15 protein-coding genes are annotated in these 13,814 nt (G+C 58.5%); 2 read left to right on the top strand and 13 right to left on the bottom strand.

Annotation, left to right across the window (positions count from 1 at the left end; genetic code table 11):
• Positions 1-124: 124 nt before the first annotated feature.
• The 4 genes from ACA052_RS20240 to ACA052_RS20225 all read right to left on the bottom strand — a co-directional run bounded on the left by ACA052_RS20240 (position 125) and on the right by ACA052_RS20225 (position 2,963).
• Complete coding sequence (locus ACA052_RS20240; protein WP_497646486.1) at positions 125-664, bottom strand: FixH family protein; 540 nt, start codon at positions 662-664, stop codon at positions 125-127.
• An 11-nt stretch (positions 665-675) separates the two neighbouring features.
• The gene (gene ccoG, locus ACA052_RS20235; RefSeq protein WP_497646485.1) at positions 676-2,091 is read right to left on the bottom strand and encodes a cytochrome c oxidase accessory protein CcoG; all 1,416 of its coding nucleotides are present in this window, start codon (positions 2,089-2,091) and stop codon (positions 676-678) included.
• Between the two features lie 207 nt (positions 2,092-2,298).
• On the bottom strand, positions 2,299-2,709 hold the full coding sequence (locus tag ACA052_RS20230; protein WP_497646484.1) for a type II toxin-antitoxin system VapC family toxin: 411 nt from the start codon (positions 2,707-2,709) through the stop codon (positions 2,299-2,301).
• Positions 2,709-2,963, bottom strand: coding sequence for a type II toxin-antitoxin system Phd/YefM family antitoxin (locus ACA052_RS20225; protein WP_497650366.1), 255 nt, complete (start codon positions 2,961-2,963; stop codon positions 2,709-2,711). Before ACA052_RS20225 ends, ACA052_RS20230 begins: the two co-directional genes overlap by 1 nt.
• Before the next feature lie 314 nt (positions 2,964-3,277).
• Here ACA052_RS20225 and ACA052_RS20220 point away from each other — a divergent pair, with 314 nt between their 5' ends.
• On the top strand, positions 3,278-4,288 hold the full coding sequence (locus ACA052_RS20220; RefSeq protein ID WP_497650365.1) for a metallophosphoesterase family protein: 1,011 nt from the start codon (positions 3,278-3,280) through the stop codon (positions 4,286-4,288).
• Between the two features lie 67 nt (positions 4,289-4,355).
• Here the strand turns inward: ACA052_RS20220 and ccoP (ACA052_RS20215) are convergent, their stop codons facing one another.
• The 8 genes from ccoP (ACA052_RS20215) to ccoN (ACA052_RS20180) all read right to left on the bottom strand — a co-directional run bounded on the left by ccoP (ACA052_RS20215) (position 4,356) and on the right by ccoN (ACA052_RS20180) (position 11,257).
• On the bottom strand, positions 4,356-5,339 hold the full coding sequence (gene ccoP / locus ACA052_RS20215; protein ID WP_497646483.1) for a cytochrome-c oxidase, cbb3-type subunit III: 984 nt from the start codon (positions 5,337-5,339) through the stop codon (positions 4,356-4,358).
• The gene (locus ACA052_RS20210; protein ID WP_003175465.1) at positions 5,336-5,521 is read right to left on the bottom strand and encodes a CcoQ/FixQ family Cbb3-type cytochrome c oxidase assembly chaperone; all 186 of its coding nucleotides are present in this window, start codon (positions 5,519-5,521) and stop codon (positions 5,336-5,338) included. The genes ccoP (ACA052_RS20215) and ACA052_RS20210 overlap by 4 nt, the downstream gene beginning before the upstream one ends.
• A gap of 5 nt (positions 5,522-5,526) precedes the next feature.
• Positions 5,527-6,135 (bottom strand): cytochrome-c oxidase, cbb3-type subunit II, encoded by a 609-nt coding sequence (gene ccoO / locus ACA052_RS20205; RefSeq protein ID WP_401353699.1) that lies wholly within the window; start codon positions 6,133-6,135, stop codon positions 5,527-5,529.
• Positions 6,135-7,577 (bottom strand): cytochrome-c oxidase, cbb3-type subunit I, encoded by a 1,443-nt coding sequence (gene ccoN / locus ACA052_RS20200; protein ID WP_392886898.1) that lies wholly within the window; start codon positions 7,575-7,577, stop codon positions 6,135-6,137. Before ccoN (ACA052_RS20200) ends, ccoO (ACA052_RS20205) begins: the two co-directional genes overlap by 1 nt.
• A gap of 482 nt (positions 7,578-8,059) precedes the next feature.
• On the bottom strand, positions 8,060-9,013 hold the full coding sequence (gene ccoP, locus ACA052_RS20195) for a cytochrome-c oxidase, cbb3-type subunit III (RefSeq protein WP_497646482.1): 954 nt from the start codon (positions 9,011-9,013) through the stop codon (positions 8,060-8,062).
• The gene (locus ACA052_RS20190; RefSeq protein WP_497646481.1) at positions 9,010-9,210 is read right to left on the bottom strand and encodes a cbb3-type cytochrome oxidase subunit 3; all 201 of its coding nucleotides are present in this window, start codon (positions 9,208-9,210) and stop codon (positions 9,010-9,012) included. The genes ccoP (ACA052_RS20195) and ACA052_RS20190 overlap by 4 nt, the downstream gene beginning before the upstream one ends.
• A gap of 3 nt (positions 9,211-9,213) precedes the next feature.
• Complete coding sequence (gene ccoO / locus ACA052_RS20185; RefSeq protein ID WP_497646480.1) at positions 9,214-9,822, bottom strand: cytochrome-c oxidase, cbb3-type subunit II; 609 nt, start codon at positions 9,820-9,822, stop codon at positions 9,214-9,216.
• 10 nt (positions 9,823-9,832) lie between these two features.
• Positions 9,833-11,257 (bottom strand): cytochrome-c oxidase, cbb3-type subunit I, encoded by a 1,425-nt coding sequence (ccoN, locus tag ACA052_RS20180; protein ID WP_497646479.1) that lies wholly within the window; start codon positions 11,255-11,257, stop codon positions 9,833-9,835.
• A gap of 98 nt (positions 11,258-11,355) precedes the next feature.
• Here ccoN (ACA052_RS20180) and ACA052_RS20175 point away from each other — a divergent pair, with 98 nt between their 5' ends.
• Positions 11,356-12,030, top strand: a complete 675-nt coding sequence (locus ACA052_RS20175; RefSeq protein WP_497646478.1) for an alpha/beta family hydrolase — start codon at positions 11,356-11,358, stop codon at positions 12,028-12,030.
• An 84-nt stretch (positions 12,031-12,114) separates the two neighbouring features.
• Here ACA052_RS20175 and ACA052_RS20170 read toward each other — a convergent pair whose 3' ends face one another.
• Positions 12,115-13,680: a methyl-accepting chemotaxis protein gene (locus tag ACA052_RS20170; RefSeq protein ID WP_497646477.1), complete on the bottom strand. Its 1,566-nt coding sequence runs from the start codon at positions 13,678-13,680 to the stop codon at positions 12,115-12,117.
• Between the last annotated feature and the right edge of the window lie 134 nt (positions 13,681-13,814).

Here is a 13,814-nt window from a genome sequence, read left to right as displayed (position 1 = left end):
TAACCCCTGTAGGAGCTGCCGAAGGCTGCGATCTTTTGATTTTGCTCTTCAAAACAACATCAAAAGATCGCAGCCTCGTTTCACTCGGCAGCGCCTACAGGGTTTTACGCGGGGTTACGCGGTTTTACTTTTTCAGGTCTTCCGCGCCTTGCAGCGGCTCATCACCCAGCAGCAAATCCTTGTCTTGGCTGACCTGTTCTTCTTCAAACAGGCGCCAGGTTTTCTCATCCTGCACACCCAGCAGTTCCACAAAGCGACGGCCTTCGACCTTGTCGCTCAACTGGCCGATGTAACGGCCCTGTTCGGTTTCGCTGCGGGCGAGGGTGATCTTGCGATCCTTCTCCGGCTGCGTCGGCGAGATAAGGTTCAGTTCCAGGGTTTTCGGTTGGCTGTTGCCGGTCAGGTGCAGGTCGACTTCGCCGGTCACATCATCCAGGTGAACGCTGGCGCGCAGCAGCAGTGTCTGCGCCAGTAATTCACGGTCGAGGGAACGGTTGATGCCCTTGCCGGCCTCGTAGTAATTGTCGTTGACCAGGTTGTCCGGGTGGTTTACCGCAATGGTCACCATGGTCAGGGTCAGGGTCACCGAGCAGGCCAGAATCCCGATGATGATCCACGGCCAAAGGTGCTTGTACCAAGGGCTTGCGGCGTTTGCTGCGGTCATGATCACTTCTCTCAACGAACTTGCGGGCCGATGAATCGGCTCTTGGCTTCAATGTGGACGGACTCGTCATCGGCATCCTTGAGGATGAATTTCACCTCGTTGGTGCTCGATGGCAGTTTTTCCGGGGCGATGGACAACTCGACCGGCTGGCTGAAAATCTCCCCGGCAGCGACCTTGATCTCGCGCTTGCCTTGCAGCTTGAGGTCCGGCAAACCGGCGGCTTCCAGCACGTAGGTGTGGTCGCGTTGGTCCTTGTTCATGATCTTCAGGCTGTAGACGTTTTCGATCCGGCCTTCGGCGTTCTCGCGGTACAACACGCGGTCTTTGCTGACGTCGAACCCGACCAGCGAACGCATGAAGAAAGCGCCCGCCAGCAAGCCCATCATCGCCAGCAACACCACGGCATAGCCGATCAACCGTGGGCGCAGTTTATGGGTTTTCTGCCCGGACAGGTTGTGTTCGGTGGTGTAGCTGATCAGGCCGCGCGGATAGTCCATTTTGTCCATGATGCTGTCGCAGGCATCAATGCACGCGGCGCAACCGATGCACTCGATTTGCAGGCCGTCGCGGATGTCGATGCCGGTCGGGCAAACCTGTACGCACATGGTGCAGTCGATGCAGTCGCCCAGCCCCTGAGCCTTGTAGTCGATGCCTTTCTTGCGCGGGCCGCGGCTTTCACCGCGACGCGGGTCGTAGGAGACGATCAGGGTGTCCTTGTCGAACATCACGCTCTGGAAGCGCGCGTACGGGCACATGTAAATGCACACTTGCTCACGCAACCAACCGGCGTTGCCGTAGGTGGCGAGGGTGAAGAAGCCAACCCAGAAATACGACCAGCCATCGGCTTCACCGGTGAAGAAGTCGATGGTCAGCTCGCGGATCGGCGAGAAGTAACCGACGAAGGTCATGCCGGTGACGAAGCCGATCAACAGCCACATCGTGTGCTTGCTGAGCTTTCGCAGTAATTTGTTGGCGCTCATCGGCGCCTTGTCAAGCTTGATGCGCTGGTTGCGGTCGCCTTCGGTGACCTTCTCGCACCACATGAAAATCCACGTCCAGACGCTCTGCGGGCAGGTATAGCCGCACCAGACGCGACCGGCATAAACGGTGATAAAGAACAGGCCGAAGGCGCTGACAATCAGAATTCCCGAGAGCAGGATGAAATCCTGAGGCCAGAAGGTCGCGCCAAAAATGAAGAATTTGCGCTCCGGCAGGTTCCACCAGACGGCTTGATGGCCGCCCCAGTTCAGCCATACCGTGCCGAAATACAACAGAAACAAAAAGGCCCCGCCCATCATCCGCAGGTTGCGGAACAGGCCGGTGAAGGCGCGGGTGTAAATCTTTTCTCGCGAGGCGTAGAGGTCGACGCTTTGGTTAGCGTCTTTGGCAGGTGGAGTTACGTCGTGTACCGGAATCTGGTTACTCATCGGTTGCATCCCACGGCAGTGGAAAAATGCCTCGGTCAGTACATGCCGACCGCGGTCAAAAAGAGGTGTTGCAGTGGCGCAATGATACGCCTGTCGCTCTAGCTCAAGGGTGCGACCTTTGGTCACGTTGGTGGAAATCAATCGACAGTGTAATGACTTGAATCAATTGACTAGTGAAATTATGGACGGTTTTGCGGGTGTCGGCGCTCAATCGGCCCATGGGTCGATCAGGGCAACGCCACTGGATTGAAAGTCGCCGATGTTGCGGGTAACCACTGCCAGTCCATGAACCAGCGCGGTTGCGGCGATCAGGGCGTCGCACTCATTGGTCCGATCCGGAACATGCAAACTGGCGCAGCGCAGCGCCACGGCGGCATCGACCGGCAGGATTCTGCCATCGAAGGCCGGCATGACGTGTCGCTTCAGCCAGGTGCGCAAGACCTTGCCCTGCGCTGGGTCGCGGCGCTCCATTCGCAGCACCCCCGTTTCCAGTTCCTTCAAGGTGATAGCTGAAATGAACATGCGTGGAGCAATGACACTTTTGGCCCAGGCGACGACGTTGGCATCAGCCTGGGGTTTGCGCAGCTCAGAAATTACATTGGTGTCGAGGAGAAACATCAGGAAAGGTCCACGGGGCGATGGATGATCACGGCACGCTCGGTTTCGAGCTCGATGTCCGCCGCTTCTGGCATCACCAGCAGATCGACAATGGTAGCGTCCATGCCGGTTAGCTTTTGATACTCCTCAATGCTTAGCAGTACGTGCGCAGGCTTGCCACGATCAGTGATGATAACCGGCCCCTGACGCGTGGCTTTTTTGGCACTACTTGTGTCCTGATTGAATTCACGGCTGGAAATGGTGGTGATGGCCATCATGGGTGACCCTCCTGGAAATGCTGATGTAGGAACGTTACTACTTGGCCCTTCGCCGAGCAACCCGAATGCACGAGGGCGGCTGTACCGTTCGTCGTTGTCTGGAGGGGGACCAGACCGGGGCAGTTTGCGTCGCACCTGGCAAATAGAAAAGTAATGTTGAACTAACGATTGAATAAGCGCTTAACGATAGTTAGATTTCATGGGAGTCCACTTCCGGTAACAAGAGTATGTTTGCCGTTTTTCATTTGCTCGATATATTTTGCTCGGCGAAAGATGAGCAAGTAATTTTATATAAACGGAAATGGACTTCGATGAGATTTTATAGAAAGAGTAATTTGTTGCTGTGTCTTGCAATCATGCTGTCACTCCCTGTGGCCCACGGCGCATTGGCGGCGCAAGTACCGCGGCATCTGGTATTTGCCTCTGATCCGCAATACCCATGGAGTGATCTCACCGATGACGACATTTCAGACCCCAATAAAGAGGCGCGCTCGAAAGAGTTGATAGAGTTGCAGTATTCCGATATAGCGAGCTTTCGCAAGTTGAACGGCGGTTCCGCCCGTATACCGGTCATGATCAATGGTGATATTACGGCGTTCGGTCATGGGGGTGAACGTTCATACATGAAGTCCTTGTTCAACAATAAACTGGACGGGCTGTATGACTACGGATTGGGTAATCATGACTATGCGAATAATGTGGATGACTGTTTTTTAAATAACTGCGCGGCCGGAAGTGTCAATGATCTGAAGGATCGTTACTGGGGGAAAGTGATCTCCATGGATTGGGCGGCGAGAAACTCAGGCCTGGGGAAAACCTACTATGGCAGTCTCGCTTATTCGAAGAGTTTCGGTGATGTGCACATGGTGCAGTTGAACAACGAGCCGACCTATTCAGTGAATTTTTCATCCGGCAATCCGCTCGCGCGAACATCCTTTGAAATCACACCGGCCCTTGATTGGCTTGAGCAGGATCTGAAGCGTGCTCGAGAGCAGGGCAAGATCATTATTCTCAATATGCACAAGGTGTACGACTGGCATGGAAGTGACGAGCAGATTGCCCGGTTTCAACAAATGATCGAACACTATCGGGTAACAGCGATTTTTGGCGGGCACGATCACTGGAAGGCCGGGGCTTACCTGGATTGGGATACACCGAAGTATTTTGGGGCGGTGCCGGTATTTCTCAGCGGATCTGCCTCACAGCAAACCTATTTGATTGCCAGTTTTTCCAATGACAGGCAGTCACTGACCGTGAGTGCCGTTCAAAACAGCAATTGGCCAAGCCGTGAAGCCGTCGAGGTCATTGCGGTCCTCAATTAAGCGTTGAAACAAAACGGCCCCGCCAATTCACATGGGCGGGGCCGTTTTTTTGCTGCAGGCGTTTGCCTTACTGGGCGTCTGCCACCGGCGCTTTCTCACCGTGAGACAGGCTGTAGACGTAAGCGGCCAGCAGGTGAACCTTGTCATTGCCTTGCAGCTGTTCTTGCGCAGGCATCTGGCCCTGACGGCCATAACGGATGGTCTGCTGCAGTTGAGCGAAGCTCGAACCGTAGATGAACGCTGCCGGGTGGGTCAGGTTAGGCGCGCCCATTGCTGGCGTACCTTTGCCTTCCGGACCGTGGCACGCCACGCAGTTGGCCGCGAACAGTTTCTGGCCGGCAACCGGGTCGGCCTTGGTGCCTTCCGGCAGCTTGCGGCCATCGAGGTTGGTCACCACGAACGCGGCAACGTCGGCAACGCCTTGCTCGCCGATCACTTCAGCCCAGGCCGGCATCACGGCGTGACGGCCGCCCATGATGGTGGTCTTGATGGTTTCCGGTTCGCCGCCCCAGCGCCAGTCGGCGTCGGTCAGGTTAGGGAAGCCATAAGCGCCCTTGGCGTCGGAACCGTGGCAGACCGAGCAGTTGGAGGCGAACAGGCGGCCACCCATCTTCAGGGCTTGCGGGTCCTTGGCCACTTCTTCGATGGGCATGGAAGCGAACTTGGCGAAGATCGGACCGAACTTGGCGTCCGACTTGGCCATTTCCTTTTCCCATTCGTGAACGCCGGTCCAGCCGTTCTGGCCGTTGGCGAACGCGGTCTGCTTGTCGTTATCGAGGTAGTTGTAACCCGGCAGCAGGCCTTTCCAGTTGCCCAGGCCTGGATACAGCACCAGGTAGCCCAGGGCGAAAATGATGGTGCCCACGAACAGCATGAACCACCATTTTGGCAGTGGGTTGTCGTACTCCTCGATCCCGTCGAAGGAGTGGCCAACCGTTTCTTCGGTGGCTTCGCTGCGCTGGCCCTTACGGGTGGACAGCAGCAGCCAGGTCAGGGCGAAGATGGTGCCGAGACTGAGGACTGTGACGTACAGACTCCAGAACGTAGTCATTCTTTGTTACTCCTAGAAGCTTGCTCGACGTGCTTGATGGCTTCGGGATCATCCGCGAAAGGCAGCAAGGTCGCGTCTTCAAACTCCGACTTGCGCTTGGGGCTGAACACCCACAACGCCAGACCGATGAAGGCCACCATCACAACAACGGTGCCCAGGCCACGAATCATCCCGATATCCATCTAAATCACCGTTTGCTTTTGATGATGGTGCCCAGGCCTTGCAGATAGGCCACCAGCGCGTCCATTTCGGTTTTGCCCTTCACAGCATCCTTGGCGCCGGCGATGTCTTCGTCGGTGTAAGGGACGCCGAGCGTGCGCAAGACTTCCATTTTCTTGGCGGTGTCTTTGCCGTCGAGCTTGTTTTCCACGAGGAACGGGTAGGCCGGCATTTTCGACTCAGGCACAACGTTGCGCGGGTTGTACAAATGCGCACGCTGCCAGTCATCGGAGTAACGACCGCCGACACGGGCCAGGTCCGGACCGGTACGCTTGGAACCCCACAGGAACGGGTGGTCCCAGACGCTTTCACCGGCGACCGAGTAGTGGCCGTAGCGTTCGGTTTCAGCACGGAACGGGCGGATCATCTGCGAGTGGCAGCTGACACAACCGTTGGCGATGAAAATGTCACGGCCTTCAAGTTCCAGCGCCGGGCGCGGCTTCATGCCCTCGACCGGCTTGTTGGTGACGTCCTGGAAAAACAGCGGAACGATCTGGGTCAGGCCGCCGACGCTGACGGCGATAACCATGAAGAAGGCCAGCAGGCCAATGTTCTTCTCGACTGCTTCATGCTTCATCAGTGAGCTCCAACTACAGCAATCTGAGCGGCGGCTTCGGCTTCAGCCGGGTTCGAGGCACGTACGGTACGCCATACGTTGTAGGCCATGAACAGCATGCCGCTGGCAAAGAACGCACCGCCCAGGGCGCGAACGATGAAACCAGGGTGGCTGGCTTGCAGCGCTTCGACGAACGAATAGGTGAGGGTGCCGTCGTCGTTGATTGCACGCCACATCAGGCCCTGGGTGATGCCGTTGACCCACATCGAAGCGATGTACAGCACGGTACCGATGGTCGCGAGCCAGAAGTGCGTGTTGATCAGGCCGATGCTGTGCATCTGCGCACGACCGAACAGTTTCGGGATCATGTGGTAGATCGCGCCGATCGAGATCATCGCTACCCAGCCAAGAGCGCCGGCGTGTACGTGGCCGATGGTCCAGTCGGTGTAGTGCGACAGCGAGTTGACGGTCTTGATGGCCATCATCGGGCCTTCGAAGGTCGACATGCCGTAGAACGCCAGGGATACGACGAGGAAGCGCAGGATCGGGTCGGTGCGCAGCTTATGCCAGGCGCCCGACAGGGTCATCATGCCGTTGATCATGCCGCCCCAGCTTGGCGCCAGCAGGATGATCGACATCGCCATGCCCAGGGACTGTGCCCAGTCCGGCAGTGCGGTGTAGTGCAGGTGGTGCGGACCGGCCCAGATGTACAGGGTGATCAGCGCCCAGAAGTGCACGATGGACAGGCGATAGGAGTAGATCGGGCGCTCGGCCTGCTTCGGCACGAAGTAGTACATCATCCCCAGGAAACCGGTGGTCAGGAAGAAACCGACCGCGTTGTGGCCGTACCACCACTGGATCATCGCGTCCGTCGCACCCGAGTAGGCGGAGTAGGACTTGAACAGGCTGACCGGCAGCGACATGTGGTTGACGATGTGCAGCATCGCCGTCACCACGATAAACGCACCGTAGAACCAGTTACCCACATAGATATGCTTGGTCTTGCGCTTGACGATGGTGCCGAAGAACACCAGGCCGTAGGTAACCCAGACGATGGCCAGCAGAATAGCCAGGGGCCATTCCAGTTCGGCGTATTCCTTGGTGGTGGTGTAACCCAGCGGCAAGGTAACGATGGCGCCGATGATTACCGCTTGCCAACCCCAGAAGTGGAAGGCCGCGAGGCTGTCGGAAATCAGTCGCGTTTGGCAGGTTCGCTGCACGACGTAATAAGAAGTGGCAAACAGTGCACAACCACCGAAGGCGAAGATCACCAGGTTGGTGTGCAACGGGCGTAAGCGTCCAAAAGTCGTCCACGGCAGACCGAAGTTCAATTCCGGCCATACGAGCTGTGAGGCGATGAAGACACCAAGCCCCATGCCAAGGATCCCCCAGACCACCGTCATGATGGCGAACTGGCGGACTACCTTATAGTTATAAGCAGTCGGACTGATTGCTGTGCTCATTCTAAGGTTCCACGGTTTGGGTGTTTTATTAGGAGTAAAAATCGGCCGCAAGTATGGAGAAAGCAGGGGGTCATTGCAACGCGCCATGACCTGGGTCAATGCTTTCAAAAGCTGATTCTGCGGCCTTTCCATGCGCCGCGTAAGGACAAAATTGCCCAGGGCCAAAATGTCGCAGCGGATGAAAGAGGCGAGGGGGTCAGGTCAGTTGTAACGGGGTATGTTCAAACGCAACGACAAGGTGACCGATGGCATTTGGCACGACAGCCGGTATCTACCAGCCTTTGCGGCCTGTCATCGAGCTGAATCGTCAAACACATCGCGCCAAGGTCGACCTGGAACCGGCTCATTACCAGTCCGCATCGAGTAGCTTAGACCCGAATCTGGGGAACCGAAAGGCGGACCAACGGAGGGTGCGACACTTGGTCGCAAAGGGGCAGGGAACTGCCGCATCCGGGTGAATGCGGCAGCAGAGCGGTCGAGAATTATTCGCCTTTGCCTTCAGCCTGCAAACGCTCGGTGCTGACACCGTGAGACAAGCTGTAAACGTAGGCCGCGAGCAATTGCACCTTATCGTTGCCGAGCAGTTCGTTCTGCGCGGGCATATGGCCCTGGCGGCCATGACGAATGGTTTGTTGCAGTTGCGCCAGGCTCGTACCGTAAATAAAACCGGCCGGGTGCGTCAGATTCGGCGCACCCATGGCTTCAGTGCCTTGGCCGTTTGCCCCATGACAGGCTACGCACGTGGTGCTGAACACTTGCTGTCCGGCGTGCAGGTCGGCACTGCTGTCGGCTGGCAACGGCAGGCCGGCTAGATCGTGACGCACATAAGCCGCGACGTTTTTCACGCCCGCTTCACCGAGGATCTCACCCCACGCTGGCATCGCCGCCATGCGACCGCCCATGATGGTGGTCTTGATCATCTCGGCGTCGCCGCCCCAGCGCCAGTTGCTGTCAGCCAGGTTGGGGAAGCCGAAAGCGCCCTTGGCATCCGAGCCGTGGCAGACCGAGCAGTTCGACGCGAAAAGCCGACCGCCCATTTTCAGCGCTTGCGGGTCCTGGGCTACCTCTTCCAGGGGCATGGCGGCGAATTTGGCGAAGATCGGTCCGAATTTGGCCTCCGCCTTGTTCATTTCCTTTTCCCACTCGTGAACGCCGGTCCAGCCGTCCTCGTAACCCGGCAGGATGCCTTTCCAGTTGCCCAGCCCCGGGTAAAGCACCAGATAACCCACGGCAAACACCAACGTGCCGGCGAACAGCACGAACCACCACTGCGGCAGCGGGTTGTCGTACTCTTCGATGCCGTCGAAGCTGTGGCCCATGGTCTGGTCGACGCTGCCCTTGGTCTCGCCCTTGCGGGTGCCGATCAGCAGCCAGGTCAGGCCGATCAGGCTGCCGAGGGTCAGTACGCAGATCCACGTACTCCAGAAGGTGGTCATGGCCGGGTACTCCTTGTTGTTGCAGGTTCTTGGGTGTTATCGGTTTGCGGCTCATCGGCGAACGGCAGCAGGCGCGCTTCGGCAAATTCTGGATTGCGCTTGCCGTTGAACACCCACAGCGTCAGGCCGACAAAGGCCACGAACACCACGACCGTGCCCAGGCCGCGGATCATTCCACTGCTCAACTCAAAGATCATGGTTCACCTCTTGCTCTTGATGGCAGTGCCGAGCACTTGCAGGTAGGCGACCAGGGCATCCATTTCGGTCTTACCCTTGAGCGAGGCCATTGCACCGGCGATGTCGCCGTCGGTGTACGGCACGCCGAGGGTGCGCATGGCGCGGAGCTTGGTTTCGGTGTGGCTGCTGTCGAGTTGATTGGCCACCAGCCATGGGTAGCCAGGCATTTTCGATTCCGGCACCACGTTGCGCGGGTTGTACAAGTGGGCGCGGTGCCAGTCTTCTGAGTAACGACCGCCGACCCGTGCCAGGTCCGGCCCGGTGCGTTTCGAGCCCCACAGGAACGGGTGATCCCAGACGCTTTCCCCGGCCACCGAGTAGTGCCCGTAGCGTTCGGTCTCGGCGCGAAACGGACGGATCATCTGCGAGTGGCAACCGACGCAGCCTTCGCGGATGTAAATGTCGCGACCTTCCAGTTGCAGCGCGGTGTAGGGCTTCATGCCTTCCACCGGTTTATTGGTCACGTCCTGGAAGAACAGCGGGACGATCTGGGTCAGGCCACCGATGCTCACGGCAAGGACCATCAGCAACAGCAGCAGGCCGACGTTTTTCTCGATTGTTTCGTGTTTCATGGCGGACTCCTCAGGCCATCTGCGCGGCAGCGGCGACTTCGGCAGGCTGCGAGGCCCGCACGGTGCGCCAGGTGTTGTAAGCCATCAGGAACATGCCGCTGAGGAAGATCGCACCGCCCACCAGTCGCACGACGAAGCCCGGGTGGCTGGCCACCAGGGTTTCGACGAAGGAGTAGGTCAGCGTGCCGTCCTCGTTCACTGCGCGCCACATCAGGCCCTGGGCAATGCCGTTGACCCACATCGACGCGATGTAGAGCACGGTGCCGATGGTCGCGAGCCAGAAGTGCGCATTGATCAGGCCGATGCTGTGCATCTGCGCGCGGCCGAAGATTTTCGGGATCATGTGGTACAGCGCGCCGATGGAAATCATCGCCACCCAGCCGAGCGCGCCGGCGTGAACATGGCCGATGGTCCAGTCGGTGTAATGGGAGAGGGCGTTGACGGTCTTGATCGCCATCATCGGGCCTTCGAAGGTCGACATGCCGTAGAACGCCAGCGAGACCACGAGGAAGCGCAGGATCGGATCGCTGCGCAACTTATGCCAGGCGCCCGAGAGCGTCATCATGCCGTTGATCATCCCGCCCCAGCTCGGCGCCAGCAGGATCAGCGACATCACCATGCCCAGCGACTGCGCCCAGTCCGGCAGTGCGGTGTAGTGCAAGTGGTGCGGGCCGGCCCAGATGTACAGGGTGATCAGTGCCCAGAAGTGCACGATGGACAGGCGATAGGAATACACCGGACGTTCGGCCTGTTTCGGCACGAAGTAGTACATCATCCCGAGGAAACCGGCGGTGAGGAAAAAGCCCACGGCGTTGTGCCCGTACCACCACTGAACCATGGCGTCAGTCGCGCCGCCGTACAGCGAGTAGGACTTGGTCAGGCTGACCGGGATTTCCATATTGTTGACGATGTGCAGAATCGCGACGGTGATGATGAATGCACCGAAGAACCAGTTGCCGACGTAGATGTGCTTGGTCTTGCGCTTGGCCAATGTGCCAAAGAACACGATGGCGTAGGCGACCCAGACGATGGTGATCAGGATGTCGATCGGCCATTCCAGCTCGGCGTATTCCTTGGAGCTGGTGTAACCCAGCGGCAGGCTGATGGCAGCCATCAGAATCACCAGTTGCCAGCCCCAGAAGCAGAAGGCAGCAATTTTCGGCGCGAACAATTGCGTTTGGCAGGTGCGCTGCACCGAATAGAACGAACTGGCGAACAAGGCACAGCCGCCAAAAGCGAAAATCACGGCGTTGGTGTGCAATGGGCGCAACCGCCCGAAACTGGTCCATGGCAAATTGAAGTTGAGTTCGGGCCAGACCAACTGGGCCGCGAGAAAAACCCCGAGCCCCATGCCGACGATGCCCCACACCACCGTCATAATGGCGAATTGGCGGACCACCTTGTAGTTGTAGGCGGTACTGATAGAAGTGTTCATGGTTCCCCATCCACGGTTCAGCCGAAGTGAAGGCGCTTGCGCAAGGCAATGGCGCTTCCTTCGCCTGGAGTTATAGGCAGACTAAAAGCGAGGCAAGCATGGACAAAGAGCACAAGGCCAGTATTGACGGGGATCAATGGGCGCGGTGTGTGCAGGATCATGGATGGTTGTGGAATGCCGCAGTCGCGCCGGCTTCGGCGACGCTGATTCTCGCGCATGGTGCCGGCGCGCCGATGGACAGCGGCTGGATGAACGACATGGCTGAACGCCTCGCCGCTCAAGGCGTCAACGTGTTGCGCTTCGAGTTTCCGTACATGGCGCAACGGCGTGTCGATGGCGGTAAACGCCCGCCAAATCCAGCGCCGAAACTGATGGAATGCTGGCGTGAGGTCTATGCCGTGGTGCGACGCCATGTCACTGGGCGCCTGGCCATTGGCGGCAAGTCCATGGGCGGGCGGATGGCCAGTCTTTTAGCTGATGAGCTGGGAGCCGATGCGTTGGTGTGCCTCGGGTATCCGTTTTATGCCGTGGGCAAACCGGAGAAACCTCGGGTCGAGCATCTGGCCGGGGTCAAGACACCGTCCTTGATTATTCAGGGAGAGCGCGATGCGCTGGGCAATCGCGAGGCGGTCGAAGCGTATGAGCTATCGCCGAGTATCGAGGTGTTCTGGCTGACCGCGGGGGACCATGACTTGAAGCCGCTGAAGGCTTCGGGGTTTACCCATGCGCAGCATCTGGCGGCTGCGGCGGGGAGGGTTGCTACGTTTTTGTGACAAGCAAGATCAAAAGATCGCAGGCTGCGCCAGCTCCTACAGTGTGACGCGATCCCTGTAGGAGCTGCCGAAGGCTGCGATCTTTTAGCGGTTAAACCGCTCTACCAACGAATACTGCACATTCGCCGTCTTGGTCAGCTCTTCACTCAACAACGCTGAATGCTGAGCCTGCTCCGACGTCTGATCAGCCAGTTGCGAAATATTGCTGATGTTGCGGCTGATTTCTTCGGCGACAGCGCTTTGCTCTTCGGTCGCGGCGGCGATCTGGGTGGTCATGTCGGTGATGTTGGCCACCGCTTCACTGATGCCCACCAGCGCCTTATCCGCTTCCATTACCCGCGCCACACCTTCTTCCGCCTGGCGATGCCCGGCTTCCATGGTTTGCACCGCAGTGCCCGCCGTTTGCTGGAGCTTGGCGATCAGCGCATGAATCTGCCCGGTGGATTCGCTGGTGCGTTGCGCCAGTTGACGGACTTCGTCAGCCACCACCGCAAAACCACGGCCCATCTCACCGGCACGGGCGGCTTCGATGGCGGCGTTCAATGCCAGCAAGTTGGTCTGGTCTGCGATGCCTTTGATCACATCGACCACACCACCGATTTCGTCGCTGTCCTTGGCCAGTTGCGTCACGGTCAGGCCGGTTTCGCCGACCACCACCGACAGGCGCTGGATGGCTTCGCGGGTTTCCCCGGCGATATCCCGACCGCGACCGGTCAGGCGATTGGCTTCCTGGGTCGCATCCGCCGTGCGCTGCACGTGGCTGGCGACTTCCTGCGTGGTGGCGGCCATCTGGTTGACGGCGGTGGCCACTTGTTCGGTTTCGACGCGCTGACGTTCCAGGCCGGTGGAGCTGGACTGGGCCAGCTTGTCGGACTGTTTCGCCTGGTCGCTCAGGTGCTCGGCGGTGTCCTGCAGACGCGTCAGACAGGTTTTCAGGCGCGCTTCCTGGCTCAGGATCGACATTTCCAGGCGCGCTTGGGCACCGCGGCTGTCGGTGTACATCTGCGCGATCAACGGGTCGGAGGTGGTCTGCCCGGCGAGGCGCAACAAACGCTTGAGGCCGCGTTGTTGCCAGCTCAGGCCCATCAGGCCCAGCGGCACCGAAAGACCGGCGGCGAGGGCAAAGCCCCATTGAGAGTTGAGCGTCGCGCCGATGATGAAGCTCAGCTGACTGACCAGAATGAACGGCAGCCAGTCCTGAAGCACCGGCAGCCATTTGTCTGTCGAGGGGATGGCGGACTTGCCCTGGTTGATGCGCTGGTAGAGCGCTTCGGCACGCTGGATCTGTTCGGCGGTCGGTTTGATCCGCACCGACTCGTAACCAATGACCTGATTGCCCTCAAACACTGGCGTCACATAGGCGTTAACCCAGTAGTGATCACCACTTTTGCAGCGATTCTTGACGATGCCCATCCATGGCAAGCCTTGTTTCAGTGTGCCCCACATATGCGCGAACACCGCGGCCGGGACGTCGGGGTGACGGACCAGGTTATGCGGCGCACGGATCAACTCCTCACGCGAAAAACCGCTGATCTCGACGAAAGCGTCGTTGCAGTAGGTAATCACGCCCTTGGCATCGGTGGTGGAAATCAACCGTTGCTGAGTCGGGAAAGTCCGTTCGCGCTGGGTAATGGGCTGGTTGTTACGCATGGCATTTTCAATCCGTGAGGCTTTGACAGGTTTTCGGCGAGGTTGGCGATTAGTTGAAATTATTTTTCATTTTTCAGGAGCACGTCGCAAAACGGCGATTGCGTTATAGGCAGTTACTGTAGGAGCGCGCTTGC

The sequence above is a fragment of the Pseudomonas sp. LBUM1644 genome (assembly GCF_059716195.1).
Note: the sequence above shows the minus strand (reverse complement) of the source record. Positions and strands in the feature narration are given on the sequence as shown.

What these genes read in the sequence shown, in the direction of transcription:
- ccoN (WP_392886898.1), bottom strand. Translation starts at nt 7,577, where the DNA reads ATGAGCACAGCAATCAGTCCGACTGCTTATAACTATAAGGTAGTCCGC.
- ACA052_RS20190 (WP_497646481.1), bottom strand. Translation starts at nt 9,210, where the DNA reads ATGATCTTTGAGTTGAGCAGTGGAATGATCCGCGGCCTGGGCACGGTC.
- ACA052_RS20240 (WP_497646486.1), bottom strand. Translation starts at nt 664, where the DNA reads ATGACCGCAGCAAACGCCGCAAGCCCTTGGTACAAGCACCTTTGGCCG.
- ccoO (WP_497646480.1), bottom strand. Translation starts at nt 9,822, where the DNA reads ATGAAACACGAAACAATCGAGAAAAACGTCGGCCTGCTGCTGTTGCTG.
- ccoO (WP_401353699.1), bottom strand. Translation starts at nt 6,135, where the DNA reads ATGAAGCATGAAGCAGTCGAGAAGAACATTGGCCTGCTGGCCTTCTTC.
- ACA052_RS20230 (WP_497646484.1), bottom strand. Translation starts at nt 2,709, where the DNA reads ATGTTTCTCCTCGACACCAATGTAATTTCTGAGCTGCGCAAACCCCAG.
- ACA052_RS20225 (WP_497650366.1), bottom strand. Translation starts at nt 2,963, where the DNA reads ATGGCCATCACCACCATTTCCAGCCGTGAATTCAATCAGGACACAAGT.
- ccoP (WP_497646483.1), bottom strand. Translation starts at nt 5,339, where the DNA reads ATGACTACGTTCTGGAGTCTGTACGTCACAGTCCTCAGTCTCGGCACC.
- ACA052_RS20170 (WP_497646477.1), bottom strand. Translation starts at nt 13,680, where the DNA reads ATGCGTAACAACCAGCCCATTACCCAGCGCGAACGGACTTTCCCGACT.
- ACA052_RS20210 (WP_003175465.1), bottom strand. Translation starts at nt 5,521, where the DNA reads ATGGATATCGGGATGATTCGTGGCCTGGGCACCGTTGTTGTGATGGTG.
- ccoP (WP_497646482.1), bottom strand. Translation starts at nt 9,013, where the DNA reads ATGACCACCTTCTGGAGTACGTGGATCTGCGTACTGACCCTCGGCAGC.
- ACA052_RS20175 (WP_497646478.1), top strand. Translation starts at nt 11,356, where the DNA reads ATGGACAAAGAGCACAAGGCCAGTATTGACGGGGATCAATGGGCGCGG.
- ccoN (WP_497646479.1), bottom strand. Translation starts at nt 11,257, where the DNA reads ATGAACACTTCTATCAGTACCGCCTACAACTACAAGGTGGTCCGCCAA.
- ccoG (WP_497646485.1), bottom strand. Translation starts at nt 2,091, where the DNA reads ATGAGTAACCAGATTCCGGTACACGACGTAACTCCACCTGCCAAAGAC.
- ACA052_RS20220 (WP_497650365.1), top strand. Translation starts at nt 3,278, where the DNA reads ATGAGATTTTATAGAAAGAGTAATTTGTTGCTGTGTCTTGCAATCATG.